Origin of the sequence: Azospirillum sp. B2RO_4 (genome assembly GCF_051124815.1) — a bacterium.
Lineage (GTDB): Bacteria > Pseudomonadota > Alphaproteobacteria > Azospirillales > Azospirillaceae > Azospirillum.
The window spans coordinates 1843748-1864120 of sequence record NZ_CP118485.1 but is presented as its reverse complement, the minus strand read 5'-3'; the positions used below and the strand labels follow the sequence as shown (position 1 = coordinate 1864120).

Below are 20373 nucleotides of genomic sequence, written 5' to 3'. Positions count from 1 at the left end.
TATGTCATCGCCCGTTGGTTGGAGTCCTACATCTCGAGAGCTTGCCATTCGGCATAAGCGCGGGCGCCGAGGAACACGGTCCCCGAAGGGATGAGGCGCTGCTCACGGGGGTCGTGCCGGCCGGCTCTGTGCTGTATACGTTCCAACCGCAACACAGCATTCGCATGCTTGAGCAGATTTTCGTTCATCCCCGGACCGGGACGCCATGTCAGACGCTTTTGATGATGATCCGCTGAGCCACGCCGCTCCTGCCGCAGCCGTTCCCGCTGCCGCGCAGCGCTTTGCCTATCTGGACGGGCTGAACCCGACACAGCGGGCGGCGGTGGAGGCTCTGGACGGACCGGTCCTGGTGCTGGCGGGAGCCGGCACCGGCAAGACGCGGGTGCTGACCACCCGGCTGGCCCATCTGCTGATGACGCGGCGCGCCGCCGCCTTCCAGATCCTGGCGGTGACCTTCACCAACAAGGCCGCCCGCGAGATGCGCGAGCGTGTCGCCCATCTGGTGGGGATCGAGCCGGAGGGCTGGTGGCTCGGCACCTTCCACGCGCTGGCCGCCCGCATCCTGCGCCGTCATGCCGAACTGGTCGGGCTGAAATCGAACTTCACCATCCTCGACACCGACGATCAGGTCCGCCTGATCAAGCAGTTGCTGGAAGCCGCCAACATCGATTCCAAGAAGTGGCCGCCCCGTCAGGTGCTGGGCGCCATCGAGCGCTGGAAGGACCGCGGTCTGACGCCGGATCGTCTCGGCGACGCCGACGGCGGCGAGGTGGCCGGCGGCCGGGTGGTGGCAATCTACCGCGCCTATCAGGAGCGCCTGCGCACCCTGAACGCCTGCGACTTCGGCGACCTGCTGCTGCACAACATCACGATCTTCCAGAACAATCCGGACGTGCTGGCGGAGTATCACCGCAAGTTCAAGTATGTTCTGGTGGACGAGTATCAGGATACCAACGTCGCGCAGTATTTGTGGCTGCGGATACTCTCCCAGGCGCACAAGAACATCTGCTGCGTCGGCGATGAAGATCAGTCCATCTACGCCTGGCGCGGTGCCGAGATCGGCAACATCCTGCGTTTCGAGACCGACTTCCCCGGCGCCACCATCGTCAAGCTGGAGCAGAACTACCGCTCCACCGGCCATATCCTGGCCGCGGCAAGCGGGCTGATCGCCAACAACCAGGGACGTCTCGGCAAGACGCTGTGGACCGAGGCCGACGGCGGCGAACCCGTCAAGGTCAAGGCGGTGTGGGACGGCGAGGAGGAGGCGCGCTGGGTCGGCGAGGAAATCGAGACGCTCCAGCGCAAAGGCACCTCTCTGGTGCAGATCGCCGTGCTTGTCCGCGCCGGTTTCCAGACCCGCGAGTTCGAAGAACGCTTCATCACGCTCGGCCTGCCTTACAAGGTGCTGGGCGGCCCGCGCTTCTACGAGCGGCAGGAAATCCGCGACGCGCTGGCCTATTTCCGCGTGGTCAATTCCGGCGACGACGATCTCGCCTTCGAGCGCATCGTCAATCTGCCCAAGCGCGGTGTCGGCCCGGCGGCGATGCAGACCCTCTACACGGCTGCCCGCGCGCGGGGGTTGTCGCTGACCGAGGCCGGCTGGGCGCTGACCGAGACCGACGAGCTGAAGCCGAAGCTGCGCGCCACCCTGCGCGGACTGCTGCAGGACTTCTTCCGCTGGCGGACCCTGATGGCGACGGTGCCGCACACCGAGCTTGCCCGCACCATCCTGGACGAGTCCGGCTACACCCGCATGTGGCAGGAGGACAAGACGCCCGAGGCCCCCGGCCGGCTGGAGAATCTGAAGGAACTCATCACCGCCATGGCGGAGTTCGAGAACTTGCCGGGCTTCCTGGAGCATGTCGCCCTGGTGATGGAGAATGCCGAGGCCGCCGGGATCGAGCAGGTGACGGTGATGACGCTGCACGGTGCCAAGGGGCTGGAGTTCGACCATGTCTTCCTGCCGGGCTGGGAGGAGGGTGTGTTCCCCAACCAGCGCGCGCTGGACGAGACCGGCATCGCCGGGCTGGAGGAGGAACGGCGGCTGGCCTATGTCGGCCTGACCCGCGCCCGCCGTCGCGCCTATGTCAGCCATGCCGCCAACCGCCGGCTCTACGGCAACTGGGTCAGCGCCGTGCCGTCCCGCTTCGTCGAGGAAATCCCGCAGGACAATGTGGAGGCGGAGGCCGCCAACGGCCTGTTCGCCGGCAGCGGCGGGCGCGGCGGCTTCGGGGGCGGTTTCGGCGGCGGGGCAGGGGGGTATGGCGGAGGCAGCGGGGCCGGTGGATTCCAGTTCCGCGGCTCCACCCGGCAAGCGCCGGCGCCGAAGACGATCACGCTGGACCAGGGTGCCTACGCGGTGGCGCCGCGCGCGCGGCCCGATGCGCCCTTCGCCAAGGGAGCGCGGGTCTTCCATCAGAAATTCGGATACGGCACGGTCGTCGCCGTGTCGGAGGACAAGCTGGAGATCGACTTCGACCATTCCGGCAGCAAGAAGGTGATGGACAGCTTCGTCGTGCCCGCCGACAAGGCGGGCTGAATTTGGGTATGCCTGCCGAGAAGGCAGGCAGATCCATCAGGCGGGCTGATCCGTACAGGGCGGGTTGCCGCAGTGTGACGGCCGTCACAGCCGCGGCAGCCGGTGCGGCTCAAGATTGCAACGGTGCAACAGAGCCGGAGGCCATCCGCCGTGTTCGGAACGGGCAGCGTCAGCTACGAGGTGCAGAGCCGCCGCGAAGGCCGTTGGCTCATCGAAGGGGCTTACACCGACCAGGAGTCGGCTCTGTCGGCCGCCCGCTCGCAACTGGCGGCCTCCGGGGTGGAGGAGGCGAAGGTGGTGAAGTTCCGCACCATCGCCGGCCTGTCGCTGGAAACCGTGATTCTGCACAAGACCGCGCCGCAGGCTCCGCGCAAGGGACTGACCTTGGGCGGTACGGCGGAGGGGGCGCCGCTCTGCCGCACGCCCGACGATCTGCGCGGCTTCGAGAGCCGGGTGGTGATCGGCCGGCTGCTGCGCCCCTATCTGGACGCCCAGCGCATCACCCCGACCGAACTGCTGCATTCCTGGCCGCTGTTCCGCCGGTTCGAGGAGCAGGGGGCGCTGCTGGGCGCCGCCATCCATGCCGCCGCCCGCCATCATGCCGACATCCACGGCGTTTCCCACGCCGCCCGCGCCCGCGAACTGCGCCAACTGGTGGAGGCGGTTATCGGCGCCGCCCGCGACGCGCTGGCCGAACGGCGCCGGCTGCCGCGCTTCGACTCCGGCGACCTGTCCGGCACCAGTGACCGCATCGAGGAGGCGGTGGCGCCGGCCGGTCATGACGCGCTGTTCCTGATCCTGCTGTGCCAGCATCTGGAGGCCGGCGGGCCGCTGGCGGGAAAGCTGGACCTGCTGCTGGCGATGATGGGCGAGGACGCCGAACCGCGCCATCTCGCCCTGCTGGACGGGGTGGTCGCCGACATCATGGGATCCGCCGACACGGTGAAGGAGTTGCTGGGTGCCCAGCCCAGCCTGCATGCCGGGCTCTGCGCGCTGGCGGACGGGCTGTTCGACCGCGAGCCCGATCCGGCGCTGGCGCCGATGGCCGCCTCCCTGCGCCGGGTCTGCCGCCTCGCCCTGCAGGGCCGAGCGCCGCAGAGCCGGGCGGTTCTGCTGGAACGTCTGCGCCAGAGCATCGCCGGCGACCAGCCGCTCGACCGCCGCGACGCCAAGGCGGACGGGATGCTGGCCCATGACCTTGCCGACCGGCTGAAGGGGGCGGACGGCGCGCTGCTCGGCGGCGCGGCGGTGGAGAAGGCGCTGGACCGCCGGCTGCTGCGCCACCGCCAGTCGGTCCTGCGCGCCCAGGGCATGCATGACATCGCCGACCGGTTGTCGGGGCGGTAGCGGGCAGCCGGACGAATAAGGATATCACCCGATAACCTGAAACCTTGGTCTCTTTCCGGCTTGATGCTAAAAACGCGGCTTCTGTTCTCGCGTCGTCGTCGGAAAGCCCCTGTCATGTCGCAAACCCCGCTCTGGCGCATCGCGCTGGTCGTTCCCGAAGCCCATGCGCCCGCCTTTGCCGAGGCGGTGGGGGACCATGCCGATGCGGTGTCGACCTTCGAACTGGAGGAGGGCGGCAACTGGCTGGTCGAGGCGACGCTGTACGGCGCCCCGGACGAGGCGCGGCTGCAATCCCGCGTCGCCGTGCTGGCCAAGGCGCTGGGGATCGAGGAGCCGAGGCTGGCGGTCGAGAACCTGCCGCCGATCGACTGGGTGTCGCACAGCTACCAGGGCTTCCCGCCGATTCGCGCCGGGCGCTTCTTCGTCCACGGCTCCCACCATGAGGGAATCGTGCCGGCCGGCAGCATCCCGCTGCTGGTCGACGCCGCCACCGCCTTCGGCACAGGGGAGCATGGCTCGACCAACGGCTGCCTCCAGGCGCTCGACCGGCTGTCGCGTCATCTGAAGCTGCCGCGCGGCGGCCGGCGCGGCGCGCTCGACATGGGCTGCGGCTCCGGCATTCTGGCGCTGGCGGTGGCCAAGCGCTGGCGCGTGCCGGTCACCGCCGTCGACATCGACCCGGAGGCCGTGCGCGTCACCGTCATCAACGCGGCGCTGAATGGGCAGAAGCGCATGATCCGCGCCCAGGGCGGCGACGGCTACCACACCCCGATCGTCGGGCGGCACAAGCCCTACACGCTCATCACCGCCAACATTCTGGCCCGTCCGCTGTCTCGCATGGCGCCGCAGCTGCGCCGCCATCTGAAGAAGGGCGGCTATGCCGTGCTGGCCGGCCTGCTGAACCGGCAGGAGCGCCACGTCATCCAGGCCCACCGCAACCAGGGTCTGCGGCTGGTGGCGCGCATCCCGGTCGGGGAATGGACCACTCTTGTGGTTAAGCGTTGAAACCTAAGGGCGGCGACGCGACTTCCTCCAGGGACGATGTTCCGACACGTTCCTGGGGAGCCACCATGCTGAACCGCATCCGGTCCTTGTTCACGGGCGAGCACGACGGCGTCGAGCCGGGCGAGGACGCCCTGCAGGCCGCCGCCGCCGCCTTGATGGTCGAGGCCGCGCGCACCGACGACACCATTTCCGAAGCGGAGCGCGACCGTATCCTTTCGGTTGTCCGCCGTCAGTTCAAACTGAGCGAGGAAGAGGCGCAGGACCTGCTGTCCGCCGCCGTTTTCGACACCGAGGACGTCTCGCCCTATCTTCGCTACGTCAGCGTCATCATGGACCGCTGCCCGCCCGGCCACCGCATCTGGATCATCGAGATGCTGTGGGAGGTCGCCTACGCCGACGGCGTGCTGAACGATCTGGAATCGAGCCTGCTGCGGCGGATCGGCGGGTTGCTGCACATCTCCGATGTGGAACGCGGCGAGGCCCGCAAGCGCGTTCTGGCGCGGTTGGGGCTGCCGGACGATGCGGGGCTTCCGGTCTAACTCGACTGCGGCGGCCTGTGCCCCTCCCAACCGGCATAGCCGCCGCCCCGCCGCTTGCGCAGCGCCTGCGGGGTGCCTAGCCTGTGTCCACAGGATTCACTCTTCCGAGGAACAGGTTCCGTGCCCAGCGCGCTTCCCTCCGCTGCCTATCGTGGCGACGACGCCCTTGCGACCCTGTTGACCGAGGCCGGGACCGGCCGGTCTCCCGCCGATGTCCGCGCGCTGCTGGCCGGCGTGCTGGCGGCGCCGGAGGGGGAGGAGCCCGCCGCCTGGACGGTGCTGGTTGGGGAAAATCTTCCGCCGGCCCTGACCGAACAGCTCCAGGCGCTGAAAGCCCTGCTGGCTGCCGAGGCGCCGTCGGTCAAGCCCGGCCCCGCCCAGCGTCTGGCCGATTTGCGCGCCGCGCTGAAGCGTCGCGACCTCGACGGCTTCATCATCCCGCGCGGCGACGAGCATCAGGGCGAGTATGTGCCGCCGCGCGCCCAGCGGCTGGGCTGGCTGACCGGCTTCACCGGGTCGGCCGGGAATGCGGTGGTCGCCGCCGACCGCGCCGCGATCTTCGTCGATGGCCGTTATACCCTCCAGGTCCGCGGCGAGGTGCCGGGCGACCTGTACGAGTACAGGCATCTGGTCGAGGATCCGCTGACCGACTGGATCGTCGCCGCCCTGCCTGACGGCGGGCGCTTCGGCTTCGATCCCTGGCTGCACACCATCGGCTGGGTGGAGAAGACCCGCGCCGCGCTGGAACGCGCCGGCATCCTGCTGGTGGCGTGCGAGGACAATCCGCTCGATTCGGTGTGGCACGGCCAGCCGCCGGCCCCGCTGACCCCCGTGGTGCCGCAGGACGACGCCTTCGCCGGCGAAAGCTCCGCCGACAAGCGAGCCCGCATCGCCGACGAACTGGGGCAGAAGGGCATCGCCGCCGCCGTGCTGACCCAGCCGGACAGCATCGCGTGGCTGCTGAACATCCGCGGTGCAGACGTGCCCTGCACGCCGCTGCCGCTGTCCTTCGCCATCCTGTCCGCCGATGCGTCGGTGGAGCTGTTCCTCGACCCGCGCAAGCTGGCGCCGCAGACCCGTGCCCACCTCGGCAATCGGGTGCGGGTGCGGCCGGTGGAGGAATTCGGGCCGGCGCTGGACGCCGTCGCCCGTGGTTCGGCCCGCGTGCTGGCCGACCCGTCCTGCACGTCGGCCTGGATCGTCGACCGTCTTCATCTGGCCGGTGCGAGGGTGGAACGCGACGGCGACCCCTGTGCCCTGCCGAAGTCCTGCAAGAACGCGGCGGAACTGGCCGGAACCCGCGCCGCCCATGTCCGCGACGGCGCCGCGCTCGTCCGCTTCCTGCACTGGTTCTCCGAAGAGGCGCCGAGGGGCAACCTCACCGAACTGGCGGTGGTGGAGCGGCTGCTGGCCTGCCGCCGGGAGAATGAGCGGTTCCGCGGCGTCAGCTTCGACACCATCGCCGGGGCCGGGCCGAACGGCGCCATCGTCCATTACCGCGTCACACCGGAGACCGACCGCCGGCTGGAGCCGGGCAGCCTGTTCCTGCTGGACAGCGGCGCGCAGTATCTGGACGGCACCACCGACGTCACCCGCACGCTGGCGGTCGGCGCGTTGGACCCGGCGACGGCGGCGGAGATGCGCGACCGCTTCACCCGCGTGCTGAAGGGCCACATCGCCCTGTCAACCGTCCGCTTCCCGCAGGGCACGACGGGCTCGCAACTGGACGTTCTGGCCCGGCTGCCGCTGTGGCAGGCGGGGCTGGACTATGACCATGGCACCGGCCATGGTGTCGGCAGCTTCCTGTCGGTGCATGAGGGGCCGCAGCGGGTGTCGAAGGTCGGCAACACCGTGGCCTTGCAGCCGGGCATGATCCTGTCCAACGAGCCCGGCTATTACAAGACCGGCGCCTATGGCATCCGCATCGAGAACCTGATCGTCGTCCGGCCGGTGGAGTCGGAAGGCAAGCTTGCCGGCGCAGAACGCCCGATGTTGGAGTTCGAGCCGCTGACCCTGGTGCCGATCGACCGGTCGGCGATCGAGCGGGCGCTTCTGACGGACGCGGAGACCGCCTGGGTCGACGCCTATCATGCGCGGGTGCGCGAGTCGCTGTCGCCGTTGCTGGACGAGGCGGCCCGCCGCTGGCTGGAGCAGGCGACCGCCCCCCTGTGACGGGGGCGGACGGCTGTATCAAATCATGGCCGCGAGCTGGGGGCGGCCCTGATTCCGCAAGATGTTGCCGTCCGTGGTAACACGTTCTTTACCAGCCTGCTGCAGTGTGACCCAAGGGGATGACTTTTGGCGGCAGTTAGGGCACTACAGTCGGCATCACTTCCCGGATTACGGCGCAGCCCCCGCGCCGGGTGGGCGTAACGGCCGGTCAGACACCGGCAACGGATTATTGCGGAGACGTCTAGATGAAGATCCTCGTCGTCGATGATTACGCCACCATGCGGCGCATCGTGCGGAACCTGTTGACCCAGATCGGCTACACCGACATCGACGAGGCCGGCGACGGCGTGTCGGCGCTGGCGAAGCTGCGTGAGAGCAAGTTCGGCCTCATCATCTCCGACTGGAACATGGAGCCGATGACCGGTCTGCAGCTGCTGAAGGAAATCCGCGCGGACGCGAAGCTGGCGGCGACGCCCTTCATCATGGTCACCGCCGAGAGCAAGACCGAGAACGTGATCGCCGCCAAGCAGGCCGGCGTGAACAACTACATCGTCAAGCCCTTCAACGCCGACACGCTGAAGCAGAAGATCCAGGCCGTCATCGGCGGCTGATCCTCGGTTTTCGCGATCGCGACTGACTGTTCGGTCCGGGCGGACGGCGGCACCTGCCGTTCGGTGCCCGGTCCGTAGGGCGGCTGGCGAATCCAGTTTGGGGAGTGGACCGGTTTGGAGCAGCTTCCGCAGCTGTCCGATGAGGAGTTCGAGCAGATCGAGGACGCCATCGCCCGATCGGCGAAGGGCAGGGCGTTCCTGCGGCGGCTCCACCGGCGGTCCCTCGGGGCCGCGACGGAGGAAGTGCGCGCCATGCTCCAGGAGTTCCGCGACTCCTGGAACCGCCAGAACGAGGCGGTGGAGGCCGGCAAGCATGTCGGCGTCCTGCGCCGCGAGCTGATGGAAATGGCCGCCTCGATCGAACAGGCGAGGCGGGAAGTGGCGGCGCTGCGGCCCCCCGACGGGTCGGGCGACAAGATCCTGTCCGCCACCAACGAGCTGGACGCCATCGTCATCTCGACCGAACGCGCGTCCTTCGAGATCCTGAACGCCGCCGAGCGGCTGATGGATCTGGCGGGCAAACTGCGGTCCAGCGGTGCCGATCCCGCGATGTGCGGCGAGATCGACACCCAGGTGAACGACATCTTCACCGCCTGTTCCTTCCAGGACCTGACCGGCCAGCGCACCAGCAAGGTCGTCAACGCGCTCCGCTACATCGAGCAGCGCGTCATGGCGATGATCAGCATCTGGGGCGAGGATGGGCTGGCCGGCATCATCGTCAAGGAAGAGCAGACGGACAGCCGTCCCGACGCCCATCTGCTGAACGGTCCGCAACTGGACGGCCATGGCGTCAGTCAGGCCGACGTCGACAGCATGTTCGACAGCCCGGCCCCGGTCGCGGCCCCGCCGCCCCCGCCGCCGCCTCCTCCGCCCGCTCCGGTCCAGTCGAGCCAGGCCGACATCGACAGCATGTTCGACAGTCCGGCCCCTGCTCCGGCCCCCGCTGCGGCTCCGGTCCAGGCGAGTCAGGCCGACATCGACAGCCTGTTCGATTCGCCCGCTCCCGCCGCCGCTCCGGCGGTGGCGAGCCAGTCGGACATCGACAGCATGTTCGACACGCCCGCACCCGCTCCGGCGAAAAAGCCGGTGCCGAAGCCGCCGGGCGCCGCACCGAAGGCGAAGGCTGCCGCCAAGCCGGCCGCACCGCCTCCGCCGCCCGCTGCAGCGGAGCCGCCGGTGCCGCTGGATCAGGCGGCCATCGACGCTCTGTTCGGTTAGGGGGCGGTTCGGCTCCGACACCGGCATTCCAATAAGGGCACTCCGACACCGGCTTTCAGGCTCTCTCCCGATTGACCGCCTCCGCCCGCCGATGGCTGGATGGCGTGCGGTCAGCCGATCCAAGCGCAGAACCGACGCACGCGACCAGACATCCACCACACACAGGCCACTGGCGGCCGTTTCCGAGAGGCGGGACCGAGGATGAAGCAGATGACCAAGCCCTTCATGGCCGAGCTTCAGAAAGCCCGCAAATCCGGGCATCCCTTCCAGTCCCTGATCGAGGACGGCGCGGCGGCCGCGGCCCTTCCGGTGCCCGCCCAGGTCGTCCAGGCCGACAACACCGAGGTGCTGCGCGCCATCGGCGATCTGGGCGCCAAGCTGGACCGCTTCCTGACCATGGACGCGGCGCAGATCGACCAGATCCAGGTGGAGATCGCCGACATATCCGGCAAGATCAAGGCGACCAAGGTGGAAATGGCGGCCATCCGTCACCCGCTGGCCGGCGACGACAAGTTCCAGCAGGCCAGCCAGGAACTGAGCGCCGTCGTCGCCGCGACGGAGGCCGCGACCAACACCATCATGGCCTGCGCCGAAGAGCTGGAAGAGGTTGTGTCGGAACTGAAGTCCTCCCTGCCGGAGGGCTATCACAACGACCGCGTCAACGACATGGTCGACGTGATCGTCCGCATCTACGAGGCCTGCAACTTCCAGGATCTGACCGGTCAGCGCATCACCAAGGTCGTCCGCGCCATGTCCTTCATCGAAGAGCGGGTCGACGCCATGATGGGCCTGTGGAACAAGCGCGAGTTCGAGGCGATGCCGCTGCCGCCGTCCGTCACCAAGAAGGACGAGGATCTGGACCTGCACGGCCCGGCCGAAGCCACACCCGAAAGCGGCAACATCAGCCAGGCCGACATCGACGCGCTGTTCGGGTAAGGCGCCGCGCCCGTCCATCTTCCGCCTGTTATCCGCATGAAGGCGGGGAGGGTCATATTGCCCGCCCCCGCGTTACCGCTTGCGGCGCCCTTACCCCGGCGTGCTATACAGGGGCAACTTCGAAAGCGCCCAAGACGACGATGCTTCCTCGCCCGTACCGCCTGCCGCTGACGGCCATCCTCCTGTCCGCCGCCCTGTCCGCCTGCTCCTCCACCAAGGAGGACGCGTATGTCGAACGCCCGGCCGACCAGCTTCTGTCGGAAGCCGACGCGGCGATGCGCGAGGACGCCTTCAAGAAGGCCGCAAAGCTCTACGACGAGGTGGAGCGCCAGCATCCCTATTCGGATTCGGCCAGCAAGGCGCAGCTTCTCGCCGCCTATGCCCACTATCAGGATCTGAAGTACGACGACGCCATCCTGGCGCTCGACCGCTTCATCCAGCTTCATCCGGGCAGCCCGGATGTCGACTATGCCTATTACATGCGGGCGCTGTGCTATTACGAGCAGATCACCGACGTGCGCCGCGATCAGAAGATGACGCGTCAGGCGCTCGACGCCCTGCAGGAGGTGGTCCGCCGCTTCCCCGAAAGCAAATACGCCCGCGACGCGAAGCTGAAGATCGACCTGACCAACGACCATCTTGCCGGTAAGGAGATGGAGGTCGGGCGCTTCTACCTGCGTCAGCATCAGTATACCGCCGCGATCAACCGGTTCCGCACCGTCGTTGAAAATTACCAGACCACGTCCCATGTGCCTGAGGCGCTGCACCGCCTGGTGGAGTGCTATCTGGCGCTGGGCGTGACCGACGAGGCGAAGGCCGCCGCGGCCGTGCTCGGCCACAACTTCCCCGGCAGCGAATGGTACACGGACAGCTACGCACTGCTGGTGGACGCCAATCTGCGTCCCGAGCGAAACGAGAAGTCGTGGCTCAATCGAGCCTGGAACTCCCTGTTCTAGGACGCTCCATGCTCGTGTCGCTGACGATCCGGGACGTCGTCCTGATCGAGCGGCTGAGCCTGTCCTTCCGCAAGGGCCTGTGCGCCCTCACCGGCGAGACCGGCGCCGGCAAGTCCATCCTGCTCGACGCGCTGGGGCTGGCCCTCGGCGCGCGTGCGGATTCGGGGCTGGTGCGCCATGGCGCCGAGCAGGCCGCCGTCACCGCGGAGTTCGAGCTGTCGGGTGACCACCCGGCCTTCGCCATCCTGAAGGAACAGGGGCTCGACGCCGATTCCGGCGACTCCGCCTCCGGTTACGGCACGCTGGTGATCCGCCGCACCGTCAACACCGACGGGCGCAGCCGCGCCTGGGTGAACGACCAGCCGGTCGGCGTCGGTCTGCTGAAGACGCTGGGCGCCGAGCTGGTCGAGGTGCATGGGCAGTTCGACACTCACGGCCTGCTGAACCCGCAGACCCACCGCAGCGTGCTGGACGCCTATGCCGGACTGTCGGCGCAGGCGGCGCAGGTTGCCGCCTCGCACCGCGCCTGGAGGCAGGTCGAGGATGCGCGCCATTCCGCCGCCGCCGACATCGCCCGCGCCCGCTCCGAAGAGGAATATCTCCGCCACGCCGTGGCCGAACTGGATGCGCTCGCGCCCAAGGCTGGCGAGGAGGAGGAGCTGTCGGAGACCCGCGCGGTGCTGATGCACCGGGAAAAGCTGGTCGACGGCATGAACGCCGCCTATGCGGAACTGTCGGGCGACCGTGGCGTCGAGCGCGCCCTGTCCTCGGCCATCCGCACCCTGAGCCGCATCGCCGACAAGGCCGGCGGCACCCTGGACCCGGTCATCGCCGCGCTCGACCGCGCCGCGACCGAGGCGGGGGAGGCCATCGCCGCGTTGCAGTCCGCCTCCAGCGGAGTCGATATGGACCCGCGTGCGCTGGAGAAGCTGGAGGAGCGGCTGTTCGCGCTCCGCGCCGCCGCCCGCAAGCATGGCGTCGATGTCGATGCGCTGGCCCCCCTTCGCGAGGAAATGGCCGGCCGGCTGCTGCTGATCGAGGATCAGGGCGACTTGCTGGCCAAGCTGGCGAAGGAGGCCGAACAGGCCCGCACCGCCTTCCACAAGGCCGCCGAGGCGCTGAGCGCCGCCCGCCGCGAGGCCGCCGGCCGTCTGGATGTGGCGGTCGCCGGCGAACTGGCGCCGCTGAAGATGGAGAAGGCCAAGTTCCGCACGCTGGTCGAACCGCTCGACGAGTCGGAATGGAACGCGTCCGGTATCGACCGCGTCGCCTTCCAGGTCGCCACCAACCCCGGTTCGCCGCCGGGTGCCTTGAACAAGATCGCCTCTGGCGGTGAGTTGGCGCGCTTCATGCTTGCGCTGAAGGTGGTGCTTGCCCAAACCTCCACCGTCGGCACGCTGGTGTTCGACGAGGTGGATACCGGCATCGGCGGCGCCGTCGCCGCGGCGGTGGGCGAGCGGCTGGAAACGCTGGGCCATGGCCTGCAGGTGCTGGTCGTCACCCACAGCCCGCAGGTCGCGGCGCGCGGCGCCGTTCACCTGAAGGTGCAGAAGTCGCAGAAGGGCGAGCAGGTCACCACCGGCGTCGCCGAACTGGACGGCGACGAGCGGCGCGAGGAGATCGCCCGCATGCTGTCCGGCGCCACCGTCACCGCAGAAGCCCGCGCGGCGGCTGACAGCCTGATCGCCGGCCGCGGCTGAGCCGCATGTCTCCGCGCATCGATCCGCAGGCCGGGATTCCGTCATAAGACTTGGAATTCCGGCCTGCTCGCCCACCCATCTTCACCGACAGGCTGGCAATGGGCTGTACAGAGCACGAGCCGTGTTCGCGCGCATGTTGAGAAATCTCAATACCCCCTCGTAAAATAAGTCTATGATAGGAATAATCATTCGCAACTCGTTCTAAAAAATTATCCTATGTTAAGTTAACGAGCCTTAATTAGATCATTGGTATAGCTATTTCGTAGCGTTGCAGCGTGCCGATTCCCTGACTAGATTGTTGATCAAATTCCTTGGCTGTGCGTGACAAACGCCGCCGGTTTAGCTTTCGCTTGAGGTCGCGTTTGTCCGAAGTCTTTGTTCGATGAGCGGCCCGGTTCCTTCGGGGTCTGTCGACCTCACCGATTGTGACCGGGAGCCCATCCACCAGCTGGGTCTTATCCAGCCAACCGGCTTCCTGATCGCCGTCACGGCCGATTGGATCATCCTGCATGTCTCGGCCAACATCGGCCGTTGGCTGGGGGTGGAGCCCGACGACCTGCTGGGGCATCCGCTGTCCCGCGTCATCAAGGGCGAGGCGCTGCACACCATTCGTGGCAGGCTGCAGGTTGCCCACATCAACGGCAGTGTCGAGCGCGCCTTCGGCGTCCATCTGTCTGAGACGACCCCCGTCTGCGACGTGGCCGTCCATCTGTCCGGCTCCACCATCGTGATCGAGGCGGAACCGAGCGAGGGGGAGGGGCCGCAGGATTCGGGATCGCTGCTGCGTTCGATGATCGCGCGGGTCCAGAACTCCCGCGGCTTCGACGGCTTCTGCCGGGAGGCAGCGCGCCAGATGCGGGCACTGACCGGGTTCGACCGGGTGATGGTCTACCGCTTCGATCCTGACGGAGCGGGAGAGGTGATCGCGGAATCGGCGGTGCACGGTATCGGCAGCTTCCTCGGCCAGCGCTATCCGGCATCCGACATTCCGCAGCAGGCCCGGCGCCTGTACGAGCGCAACTGGCTGCGCTGCATCGCCGACGTGAACGCACCGCCGGTGCCGGTGGTGCCGACGCTCGATCCCTTGGGCCAGCCGCTGGACCTGTCGCTCAGCCTGCTGCGCAGCGTCTCGCTGATCCATGTCGAATATCTGCGCAACATGGGCGTGAACGCCTCGCTGTCGGTGTCGATTCTGCGGCACGGCAAGCTGTGGGGCCTGTTCGCCTGCCATCACCGCCACGCCCGTTCGCTTTCCTTCGAACGGCGCACCACCGCCGAACTGTTCGGCCAGATGGTCTCGCTGCTTCTGGAAGGGCGGGAGCGCGAGCAGGAAAGCCAGCAGGAGGCGCAGGCCCGCCGCGCGCATGTCCGCATCATGTCGATGCTGGCCGACAGCGAATCGCCTATGGACAGTTTGGTCACCTTCGCAGCGGAACTGCGGACCCTGATCGAGTGCGACGGCTTCGCCTGCTGCATCGACGGCCAGCTGCACATGGAGGGCGAGACGCCGACGCGGGAGGAGACGCTGGGCGTCATGCGCTTCCTGCACCGGACGCCGCCCAGCAAGGTCTATGTGACCGACGAGCTGGGGGCGGTGCATCCGCCGGCCCGCGATTTCACCGAACGGGCCTGCGGTCTGCTGGCGATTCCGGTGTCGCGGACACCGCGCGATTATCTGGTCTTCTTCCGCAAGGAGATGATCCGCACCGTCACGTGGGGCGGCGATCCGTCCAAGCCGGCGCAGTATGGCCCCAACGGACCACGCCTGACCCCGCGCAAGAGCTTCGAGGCCTGGAAGGAGACGGTGCACGGCCGGTCCAAGCCCTGGAGCGAACTGGATGAGCGCAACGCCGAATCCCTGCGGGTGACCCTGCTGGAGGTGGTGCTGCGGCTGGCCGACGTCGCCGGACGCACCCGCAAGGAGGCGACCGAGCGGCAGGAACTGCTGATCGCCGAACTGAACCACCGCGTGCGCAACATCCTAAGTCTCGTCCGCGCCCTGGTGCGGCAGAGCGAGAGCGGAGCGGAAACGGTGCAGCAGTTCGCCGCCATCGTTGCCGGCCGCATCGAAGCGCTGGCCCGCGCCCATGACCAGATCACCGCCGACAATTGGGGCCCGGCATCCCTGCGCGCCCTGATCGCGGCGGAGATCGGCGCCTATCTGACAGCCAAGAGCGAGCGGGTGCGGCTGACCGGGCCGGAGGTATTGCTGGCGCCGCAGGCCTTCTCCGTCTTCGCCCTGGTGGTGCATGAGCTGACGACCAACTCGGCCAAATACGGCGCTCTCAGCGACAGCAGCGGCTGGGTCGAGGCCGACTGGTCGATCGACGAAGGCGGCCGTCTGCTGATCGACTGGCAGGAGAATGGCGGCCCGCCGGTGCGGGCGCCGTCGCGCACCGGTTTCGGCACCACGGTGATCGAGCGCTCCGTCCCCCATGATCTGCAGGGAGAGGCGGAGGTCACCTATGCGCTGTCCGGCCTGCGGGCGCGTTTCATGATCCCCGCCCAGTATGTCACCGTCGCCGCCAGCCTGCCGGACAGCGCCCGGCGCAGCCTGTCGGTGCCTGCGGCCGATTTCTCCATCGGTGGTCCGGTGCTGCTGCTGGAAGACAACATGATCATCGCCATGGCGACGGAGGACGTGTTGCTGAGCTTCAACGCCAGCCGGGTCAACACCGCCGCCGGCGTCCGCCACGCCCTGCGCCTGATTGACGAGGACCCGCCGGTTGTCGGCGTGCTGGACATCAACCTGGGCAGCGAGACCTCGCTCGCGGTCGCCGAGCGGCTGCGGGAGCTGGGAATACCCTTCGTCTTCGCGACCGGCTATGGCGAGAGCGCCGCGGTGCCGGAGCGGTTCGCGGACGTCCCGGTGCTGAAGAAGCCCTACGGATCGGATCAGGTGGTGCAGGTGCTGGCGTCGGTGATGGGGTAGGGAAGCCTACCCCCTCATCACCCCAAACCGAGCGAACAGCGCCACGCTGACCGCCACCGTGGCATTCAGCGACTCCACCGCGCCGGTCGTCGGCACCGACAGCCGCATCGCCGGGCAGTCGGCCGGCACGCCCTGACCCTCCTCGCCCAGGATCAGCCGCATGTCGGCCGGCCAGTCGAAGCGCGTCAGATCCTCGCCGCCGCCGTCCAGCGCATAGAGCGGCCCGGCCGCCTCATTCACCGCCGCCCAGCGCGGCCCGCGCAGCAGGGTCAGCGCGAACTGAGCGTTCGACGCGGCACGCAGGCATTTCGGATGGAAGGGATGCGCCGCGCCCTCCAGCAGCACGATCCGCGACACGCCGAAGGATGCTGCGCTGCGCAGCAGGGCGCCGAGATTGCTGGGGTCGCCCAGCGCGCACAACAGTTCCAGGCCCTGCGGCGGCTGCGACAGGTCGATGGCCGGCATCTTCGGCACCGCGCCGACCAGCAGCGGGAATCCGGTCCCCGACACGTCGAGCGTCCGGAACAGGGCGGGGGCCAGCTGTACCGGCTCCACCCCCGGCGGCAGGCGCCAGCCCGCGATCTGCGCCGGGTCGGTGAACAGCAGCCGCTCGAACCGCTCGGGATGCTGGCGTAGCGCTTCCGGCACGGTCTTCAGCCCGGCCAGCAGGAACTTGCCGTTCTTCTTCAGCCCACGGCTTTCCAGCGCCGATTCCCACAGCTTGTACTGCGGGTTCTGTGGGCTTTCGATCAGCAGCGGCGGGCGGGTCATGGCAACGGGCTTTCCGGCAGGGAGATGCCCTTGCCTTAGCACAGCCATGCCCACGAAGTCAGGGGGGCAGGCGCCGTCCCAGGAACAGCAGGGGACCGCGCTGGCAGGCATCGGTGAAGCCGGCGCGCTGGTAGAACTCGACATTGCGGGCGAAGACGGCGGTGACCAGATGCACGCCGGGCAGGCCGTCGGCGCGGCAATCGTCGGCGAAGCGGTCGACCAGCCGGCGGCCCAGCCCATGTTCCCGCCAGCCCGGCCGGACATTCACATGGAAATGGGCGGGATATGCCGCGAAATGGTCGGCGAAGACCTCGTATTTAGGGATGCGCCGCGCCAGATCGACCGACCCGGCGCTGTCCTTGCAGCCGGTCAGGTAGCCGACCACCAGCCCGTCGCCCGCCACCGCCATCCAGATGTCCCGTGGCGCCTCCGCCACGAACCAACCGGTCCAGGTGGCGAGGAAGGCCGCGCGATCGGCAGAGGAAGCGAATTCCGTCCGGGTGGTGGAGGCGAAGAAGATCTCCTCCAGCGCGGCCTGCGCCGCCCCGCGGTCGGGCAGGGCGGTCAGCCGTTCCAGCCGGATTTCTCCTCCAGCCGCCTTCGCTTCCGCTGTCATCACTTCCGCTGTGCGGTCTGGACCGACAGGGTGCGCGGGGTCAGCATGGTGTAGCGGCCACGCGCCTTCATCACGCCGGCTCCTTCCTCCGCCTGCGGACCATGGCCCCAGAACAGGTCGCCGCGCACAGGACCCTTGATGGCGCCGCCGGTGTCCTGCGCCACCACCAGCCGGTTGATGGCGCCGCCGGGAACCGGGGCATCGCGCACCTCCAGCCAGAGCGGCACGCCCAGCGGGATATGCTCGGCATCCACGGCGAGGCTGCGGCCTGGGGTCAGCTCCATGTTGCGGGCGCCGCGTGCGCCGACCTCGGGCTTGACCTTGAAGAAGACGTAGGAGGGGTTGAGGTTCATCACCCGCTGGGCCTCGGCCGGATGGTCCTTCAGCCAGCGGCGGATCAACTGCAACGACATCTGTTCCGGCGTGGCGTCGCCGCGGTCGATGATATGGCGGCCGATCGGGTAATAGCTGTGACCGTTCTGGCCGGCATAGTGGATGCCGACCACCGAGCCGTCGGCCATGACCGCCCGGCCGGAGCCCTGGATTTCCAGGAAGAAGGCGTCGACCGGGTCGTCCACCCACATCAGCTCCAGCCCCTTGCCCTTCAGCGCACCGGCCTCGATCCGGGCGCGGGTCGGCAGGCCGCGCTTGCCGCGCGCCGGCATGCGGTAGAGCGGGACGTTGTAGCGTTCGGTCCGCGTCCAGCTGCCGTGCAGCTCGATTTCGTAGTAACCGGTGAACAGGCCGTTCTCGCCGTTGCTGACGTCGCGCGGGGTGAAGAAGGTCTCGAAGAAGCGGCGGGCCGCCTCGCTGTCGCCGGGGGGCAGGTCGCGGACGGCGGCGCAGATGGCGCGCCAGTCGTCGGTGGTGCCGGCGGCGCGCAAAGACCCCAAGGCCTTGCCCGGCGGCTGGTTCTTCACCCAGCCGCAGGTGCGCTGCACCGCCGGGACCGCCTGGGCATGATCGTCGTCGATCCAGCCGGCGAGATGGCGGAAGTCGGGCGACACCTGATCCCAGGTCGGGCGCTGTGCGGTGCTCCGCTGCCCCTCCACCATCGGCGTGGTGCCGGCGCAGGCCGCCAGCGTCGCCAGCAGGCCGCCCAGCAGGGAGAGCCGCAGGAGCTGCCGTTTTTTGGGCCGCTTCATCTCACGCGCACACGCCACCCCAGCCGCAGCCGCCATCGCGCACTCCGCCACCAGCATTCGATCTGTCCGTCGAAGTCCCCGATCGTCCGACCGCATCGGCGATCCGGTCACGATAAGGTCACATCATCCGAACGTTTGTGCCGGTGGTTACCTCGAGTCGTCAATCCCCAACCTGCACTTTCGGATAGGTCGCGGCCGGTTGTCACGGGGGGGAGCCGGACGGGCCATCCGGAGGGTGAGCGGGGCAGCCGCGCGGCGGCAAGGCGTGACAGAGCGCGGCAAACGCGGTATCGACAGCCCATACGTGAAGGACCGTCCGCAACTGTGCATCCCGTCCCCGATCCGATGCGGGGGAACATGCGGGCGGCCGGTCCTGTTCGCCGCCATGTGACACCCCAAGGGACCAGACGCCATGACACCCGCCGCCCGCCTCCAGGCGGTCATCGATCTGCTGACCGAGATCGACGAGACCCCTCGCCCCGCCGACGCGGTGATGAGCGCCTATTTCCGCAACCGCCGCTACATCGGTTCGAAGGACCGCACCGCCATCGCCCAGATGGCCTACGCGATCCTGCGCCGCCATGCCCGGCTCGGCTGGTGGATCGAGCGCGGCGGCTACGAGCGCGCCACCCCGCGCGCCCGCGTGCTGGCCTATCTGTTGCTGGAAGAGAATCGCAACGCCGGCGTGGTGCTGGAGATGTTCAGCGGCGGCAAGTTCGCCCCGGCCCGCCTGACCGACGACGAACTGGCGCTGGTCGGCAAGCTGGAAAGCCACACCATGGACCATCCCGACATGCCGGAGACGGTGCGGGTGGAGTGTCCGGAGTGGGCGGAAACGGCGATGCGCGCCTCGCTTGGCGACCGCTTCGGGGTGGAGATGGAAAAGCTGCTGGAGGCGGCGCCGCTCGACCTGCGCATCAACCCGCTGAAGGCCAACCAGCAGAGCGCCATCAAGGCGCTGGCCAAGGCGCAGATCACGGCGGAGACCACGCGCTGGTCGCCGCTGGGCCTGCGGGTGAAGGGCCGGCCGCCGCTGGGCAGCGTCGACGCCTTCAAGGACGGTCTGGTGGAAATCCAGGACGAAGGCTCGCAGCTGGTCGCGCTGGCGGTGGCGCCGAAGCCGGGCCATCAGGTGGTCGATTTCTGCGCCGGCGCCGGCGGCAAGACGCTGGCCGTCGCGGCGCTGATGAAGAACAAGGGCCGCGTCGTCGCCTGCGACGTGCTCGACAAGCGCCTGAAGCGCGCCGCCGAGCGGTTCCGCCGCGCCGGCCTGCACAACATCGAAGCCCACCCGCTGACCAGCGAGCGCGATCCCTGGGTGAAGCGCCACAAGCGCAAGTTCGACCGCGTGCTGGTCGACGCCCCCTGCTCCGGCACCGGGACCTGGCGCCGCAATCCCGATGCCCGCTGGCGCCAGCTCGGCCCGGGCCTGGAACAGCTTCTGCCGCTGCAGGCCAACATCCTGGACAGCGCGGCGCGTCTGGTGAAGCCGGGCGGACGGCTGATCTACGCCACCTGCTCCATGCTGCATGACGAGAACGAGGCGCAGGTCGAGGCCTTCCTGCAGACCCACCACGATTTCATCGTGAAGCCCGTCGCCGAAGTGTGGGCGGAGGAGGAGGCCGGCGCGCCGCCGGTCGAGGGTCCGTACCTGCGCCTGACGCCTGCCAAGCACGATACCGACGGCTTCTTCGCCGCCGTGCTGGAACGCCGCGCGGAAGAGACGGTTTCGGAGGAGAGCGTGTCCGACATCGGGCTTGAGCAGGGCGAGGTCGATCCGGTCGAACTGGGCAAGGCGATCGATGCTTGAGTGAAGGGGGGGTGGGGAGCAGTCGGCTTCGATTGCCCCCTCCCTAACCCTCCCCCTCTTCGAGGGAGAGGGGACT

General features: G+C 68.5%; 15 protein-coding genes. 12 read left to right on the top strand and 3 right to left on the bottom strand.

The genetic code is table 11. From position 1 onward, the window contains the following. Window positions 1–205 precede the first annotated feature (205 nt). From PWS46_RS08780 to PWS46_RS08730, 11 genes are all read left to right on the top strand, one after another. Complete coding sequence (locus PWS46_RS08780) at window positions 206–2539, top strand: ATP-dependent helicase (protein ID WP_434613851.1); 2334 nt, start codon at window positions 206–208, stop codon at window positions 2537–2539. A 150-nt stretch (window positions 2540–2689) separates the two neighbouring features. After that, the gene (locus tag PWS46_RS08775) at window positions 2690–3886 is read left to right on the top strand and encodes a hypothetical protein (protein ID WP_434613848.1); all 1197 of its coding nucleotides are present in this window, start codon (window positions 2690–2692) and stop codon (window positions 3884–3886) included. 114 nt (window positions 3887–4000) lie between these two features. After that, window positions 4001–4891, top strand: a complete 891-nt coding sequence (locus PWS46_RS08770) for a 50S ribosomal protein L11 methyltransferase (protein WP_434613845.1) — start codon at window positions 4001–4003, stop codon at window positions 4889–4891. 65 nt (window positions 4892–4956) lie between these two features. After that, window positions 4957–5430 carry a TerB family tellurite resistance protein gene (locus PWS46_RS08765; RefSeq protein WP_434613842.1) on the top strand — a complete coding sequence of 158 codons (474 nt, stop codon included), beginning with the start codon at window positions 4957–4959 and terminating at the stop codon, window positions 5428–5430. A gap of 120 nt (window positions 5431–5550) precedes the next feature. Then, complete coding sequence (locus tag PWS46_RS08760; RefSeq protein ID WP_434613840.1) at window positions 5551–7602, top strand: aminopeptidase P family protein; 2052 nt, start codon at window positions 5551–5553, stop codon at window positions 7600–7602. A 245-nt stretch (window positions 7603–7847) separates the two neighbouring features. Beyond that, window positions 7848–8213: a chemotaxis response regulator CheY gene (locus tag PWS46_RS08755; RefSeq protein ID WP_012974572.1), complete on the top strand. Its 366-nt coding sequence runs from the start codon at window positions 7848–7850 to the stop codon at window positions 8211–8213. A gap of 114 nt (window positions 8214–8327) precedes the next feature. Then, window positions 8328–9431: a protein phosphatase CheZ gene (locus tag PWS46_RS08750; RefSeq protein WP_434613836.1), complete on the top strand. Its 1104-nt coding sequence runs from the start codon at window positions 8328–8330 to the stop codon at window positions 9429–9431. Between the two features lie 210 nt (window positions 9432–9641). Then, window positions 9642–10367 (top strand): protein phosphatase CheZ, encoded by a 726-nt coding sequence (locus PWS46_RS08745; protein WP_434613833.1) that lies wholly within the window; start codon window positions 9642–9644, stop codon window positions 10365–10367. Between the two features lie 140 nt (window positions 10368–10507). Next, window positions 10508–11323: an outer membrane protein assembly factor BamD gene (locus PWS46_RS08740; RefSeq protein WP_434613830.1), complete on the top strand. Its 816-nt coding sequence runs from the start codon at window positions 10508–10510 to the stop codon at window positions 11321–11323. Between the two features lie 8 nt (window positions 11324–11331). Then, window positions 11332–13023, top strand: a complete 1692-nt coding sequence (gene recN, locus PWS46_RS08735) for a DNA repair protein RecN (RefSeq protein ID WP_434613827.1) — start codon at window positions 11332–11334, stop codon at window positions 13021–13023. Between the two features lie 382 nt (window positions 13024–13405). After that, entirely contained in the window at window positions 13406–15955 is a 2550-nt protein-coding gene (locus tag PWS46_RS08730; protein ID WP_434613824.1) for an HWE histidine kinase domain-containing protein, read from the top strand. A gap of 6 nt (window positions 15956–15961) precedes the next feature. Here the strand turns inward: PWS46_RS08730 and PWS46_RS08725 are convergent, their stop codons facing one another. The 3 genes from PWS46_RS08725 to mltA are packed head-to-tail and all read right to left on the bottom strand — an operon-like array spanning window position 15962 to window position 18487. After that, window positions 15962–16726: a TrmH family RNA methyltransferase gene (locus tag PWS46_RS08725; RefSeq protein WP_434613821.1), complete on the bottom strand. Its 765-nt coding sequence runs from the start codon at window positions 16724–16726 to the stop codon at window positions 15962–15964. Window positions 16727–16784: 58 nt separating this feature from the next. Further along, on the bottom strand, window positions 16785–17342 hold the full coding sequence (locus PWS46_RS08720) for a GNAT family N-acetyltransferase (RefSeq protein WP_434613818.1): 558 nt from the start codon (window positions 17340–17342) through the stop codon (window positions 16785–16787). Beyond that, window positions 17342–18487, bottom strand: coding sequence for a murein transglycosylase A (mltA, locus tag PWS46_RS08715; protein WP_434613815.1), 1146 nt, complete (start codon window positions 18485–18487; stop codon window positions 17342–17344). The genes PWS46_RS08720 and mltA overlap by 1 nt, the downstream gene beginning before the upstream one ends. Before the next feature lie 412 nt (window positions 18488–18899). On the opposite strand from mltA, the gene PWS46_RS08710 reads away from it, so the two are divergent. Further along, complete coding sequence (locus PWS46_RS08710) at window positions 18900–20297, top strand: RsmB/NOP family class I SAM-dependent RNA methyltransferase (protein ID WP_434613812.1); 1398 nt, start codon at window positions 18900–18902, stop codon at window positions 20295–20297. Window positions 20298–20373: the final 76 nt, after the last annotated feature.

What these genes read in the sequence shown, in the direction of transcription:
- PWS46_RS08780 (WP_434613851.1), top strand. Translation starts at nt 206, where the DNA reads ATGTCAGACGCTTTTGATGATGATCCGCTGAGCCACGCCGCTCCTGCC.
- PWS46_RS08770 (WP_434613845.1), top strand. Translation starts at nt 4,001, where the DNA reads ATGTCGCAAACCCCGCTCTGGCGCATCGCGCTGGTCGTTCCCGAAGCC.
- PWS46_RS08765 (WP_434613842.1), top strand. Translation starts at nt 4,957, where the DNA reads ATGCTGAACCGCATCCGGTCCTTGTTCACGGGCGAGCACGACGGCGTC.
- PWS46_RS08755 (WP_012974572.1), top strand. Translation starts at nt 7,848, where the DNA reads ATGAAGATCCTCGTCGTCGATGATTACGCCACCATGCGGCGCATCGTG.
- PWS46_RS08745 (WP_434613833.1), top strand. Translation starts at nt 9,642, where the DNA reads ATGACCAAGCCCTTCATGGCCGAGCTTCAGAAAGCCCGCAAATCCGGG.
- PWS46_RS08740 (WP_434613830.1), top strand. Translation starts at nt 10,508, where the DNA reads ATGCTTCCTCGCCCGTACCGCCTGCCGCTGACGGCCATCCTCCTGTCC.
- recN (WP_434613827.1), top strand. Translation starts at nt 11,332, where the DNA reads ATGCTCGTGTCGCTGACGATCCGGGACGTCGTCCTGATCGAGCGGCTG.
- PWS46_RS08730 (WP_434613824.1), top strand. Translation starts at nt 13,406, where the DNA reads ATGAGCGGCCCGGTTCCTTCGGGGTCTGTCGACCTCACCGATTGTGAC.
- PWS46_RS08725 (WP_434613821.1), bottom strand. Translation starts at nt 16,726, where the DNA reads ATGACCCGCCCGCCGCTGCTGATCGAAAGCCCACAGAACCCGCAGTAC.
- PWS46_RS08720 (WP_434613818.1), bottom strand. Translation starts at nt 17,342, where the DNA reads ATGACAGCGGAAGCGAAGGCGGCTGGAGGAGAAATCCGGCTGGAACGG.
- mltA (WP_434613815.1), bottom strand. Translation starts at nt 18,487, where the DNA reads ATGAAGCGGCCCAAAAAACGGCAGCTCCTGCGGCTCTCCCTGCTGGGC.
- PWS46_RS08710 (WP_434613812.1), top strand. Translation starts at nt 18,900, where the DNA reads ATGACACCCGCCGCCCGCCTCCAGGCGGTCATCGATCTGCTGACCGAG.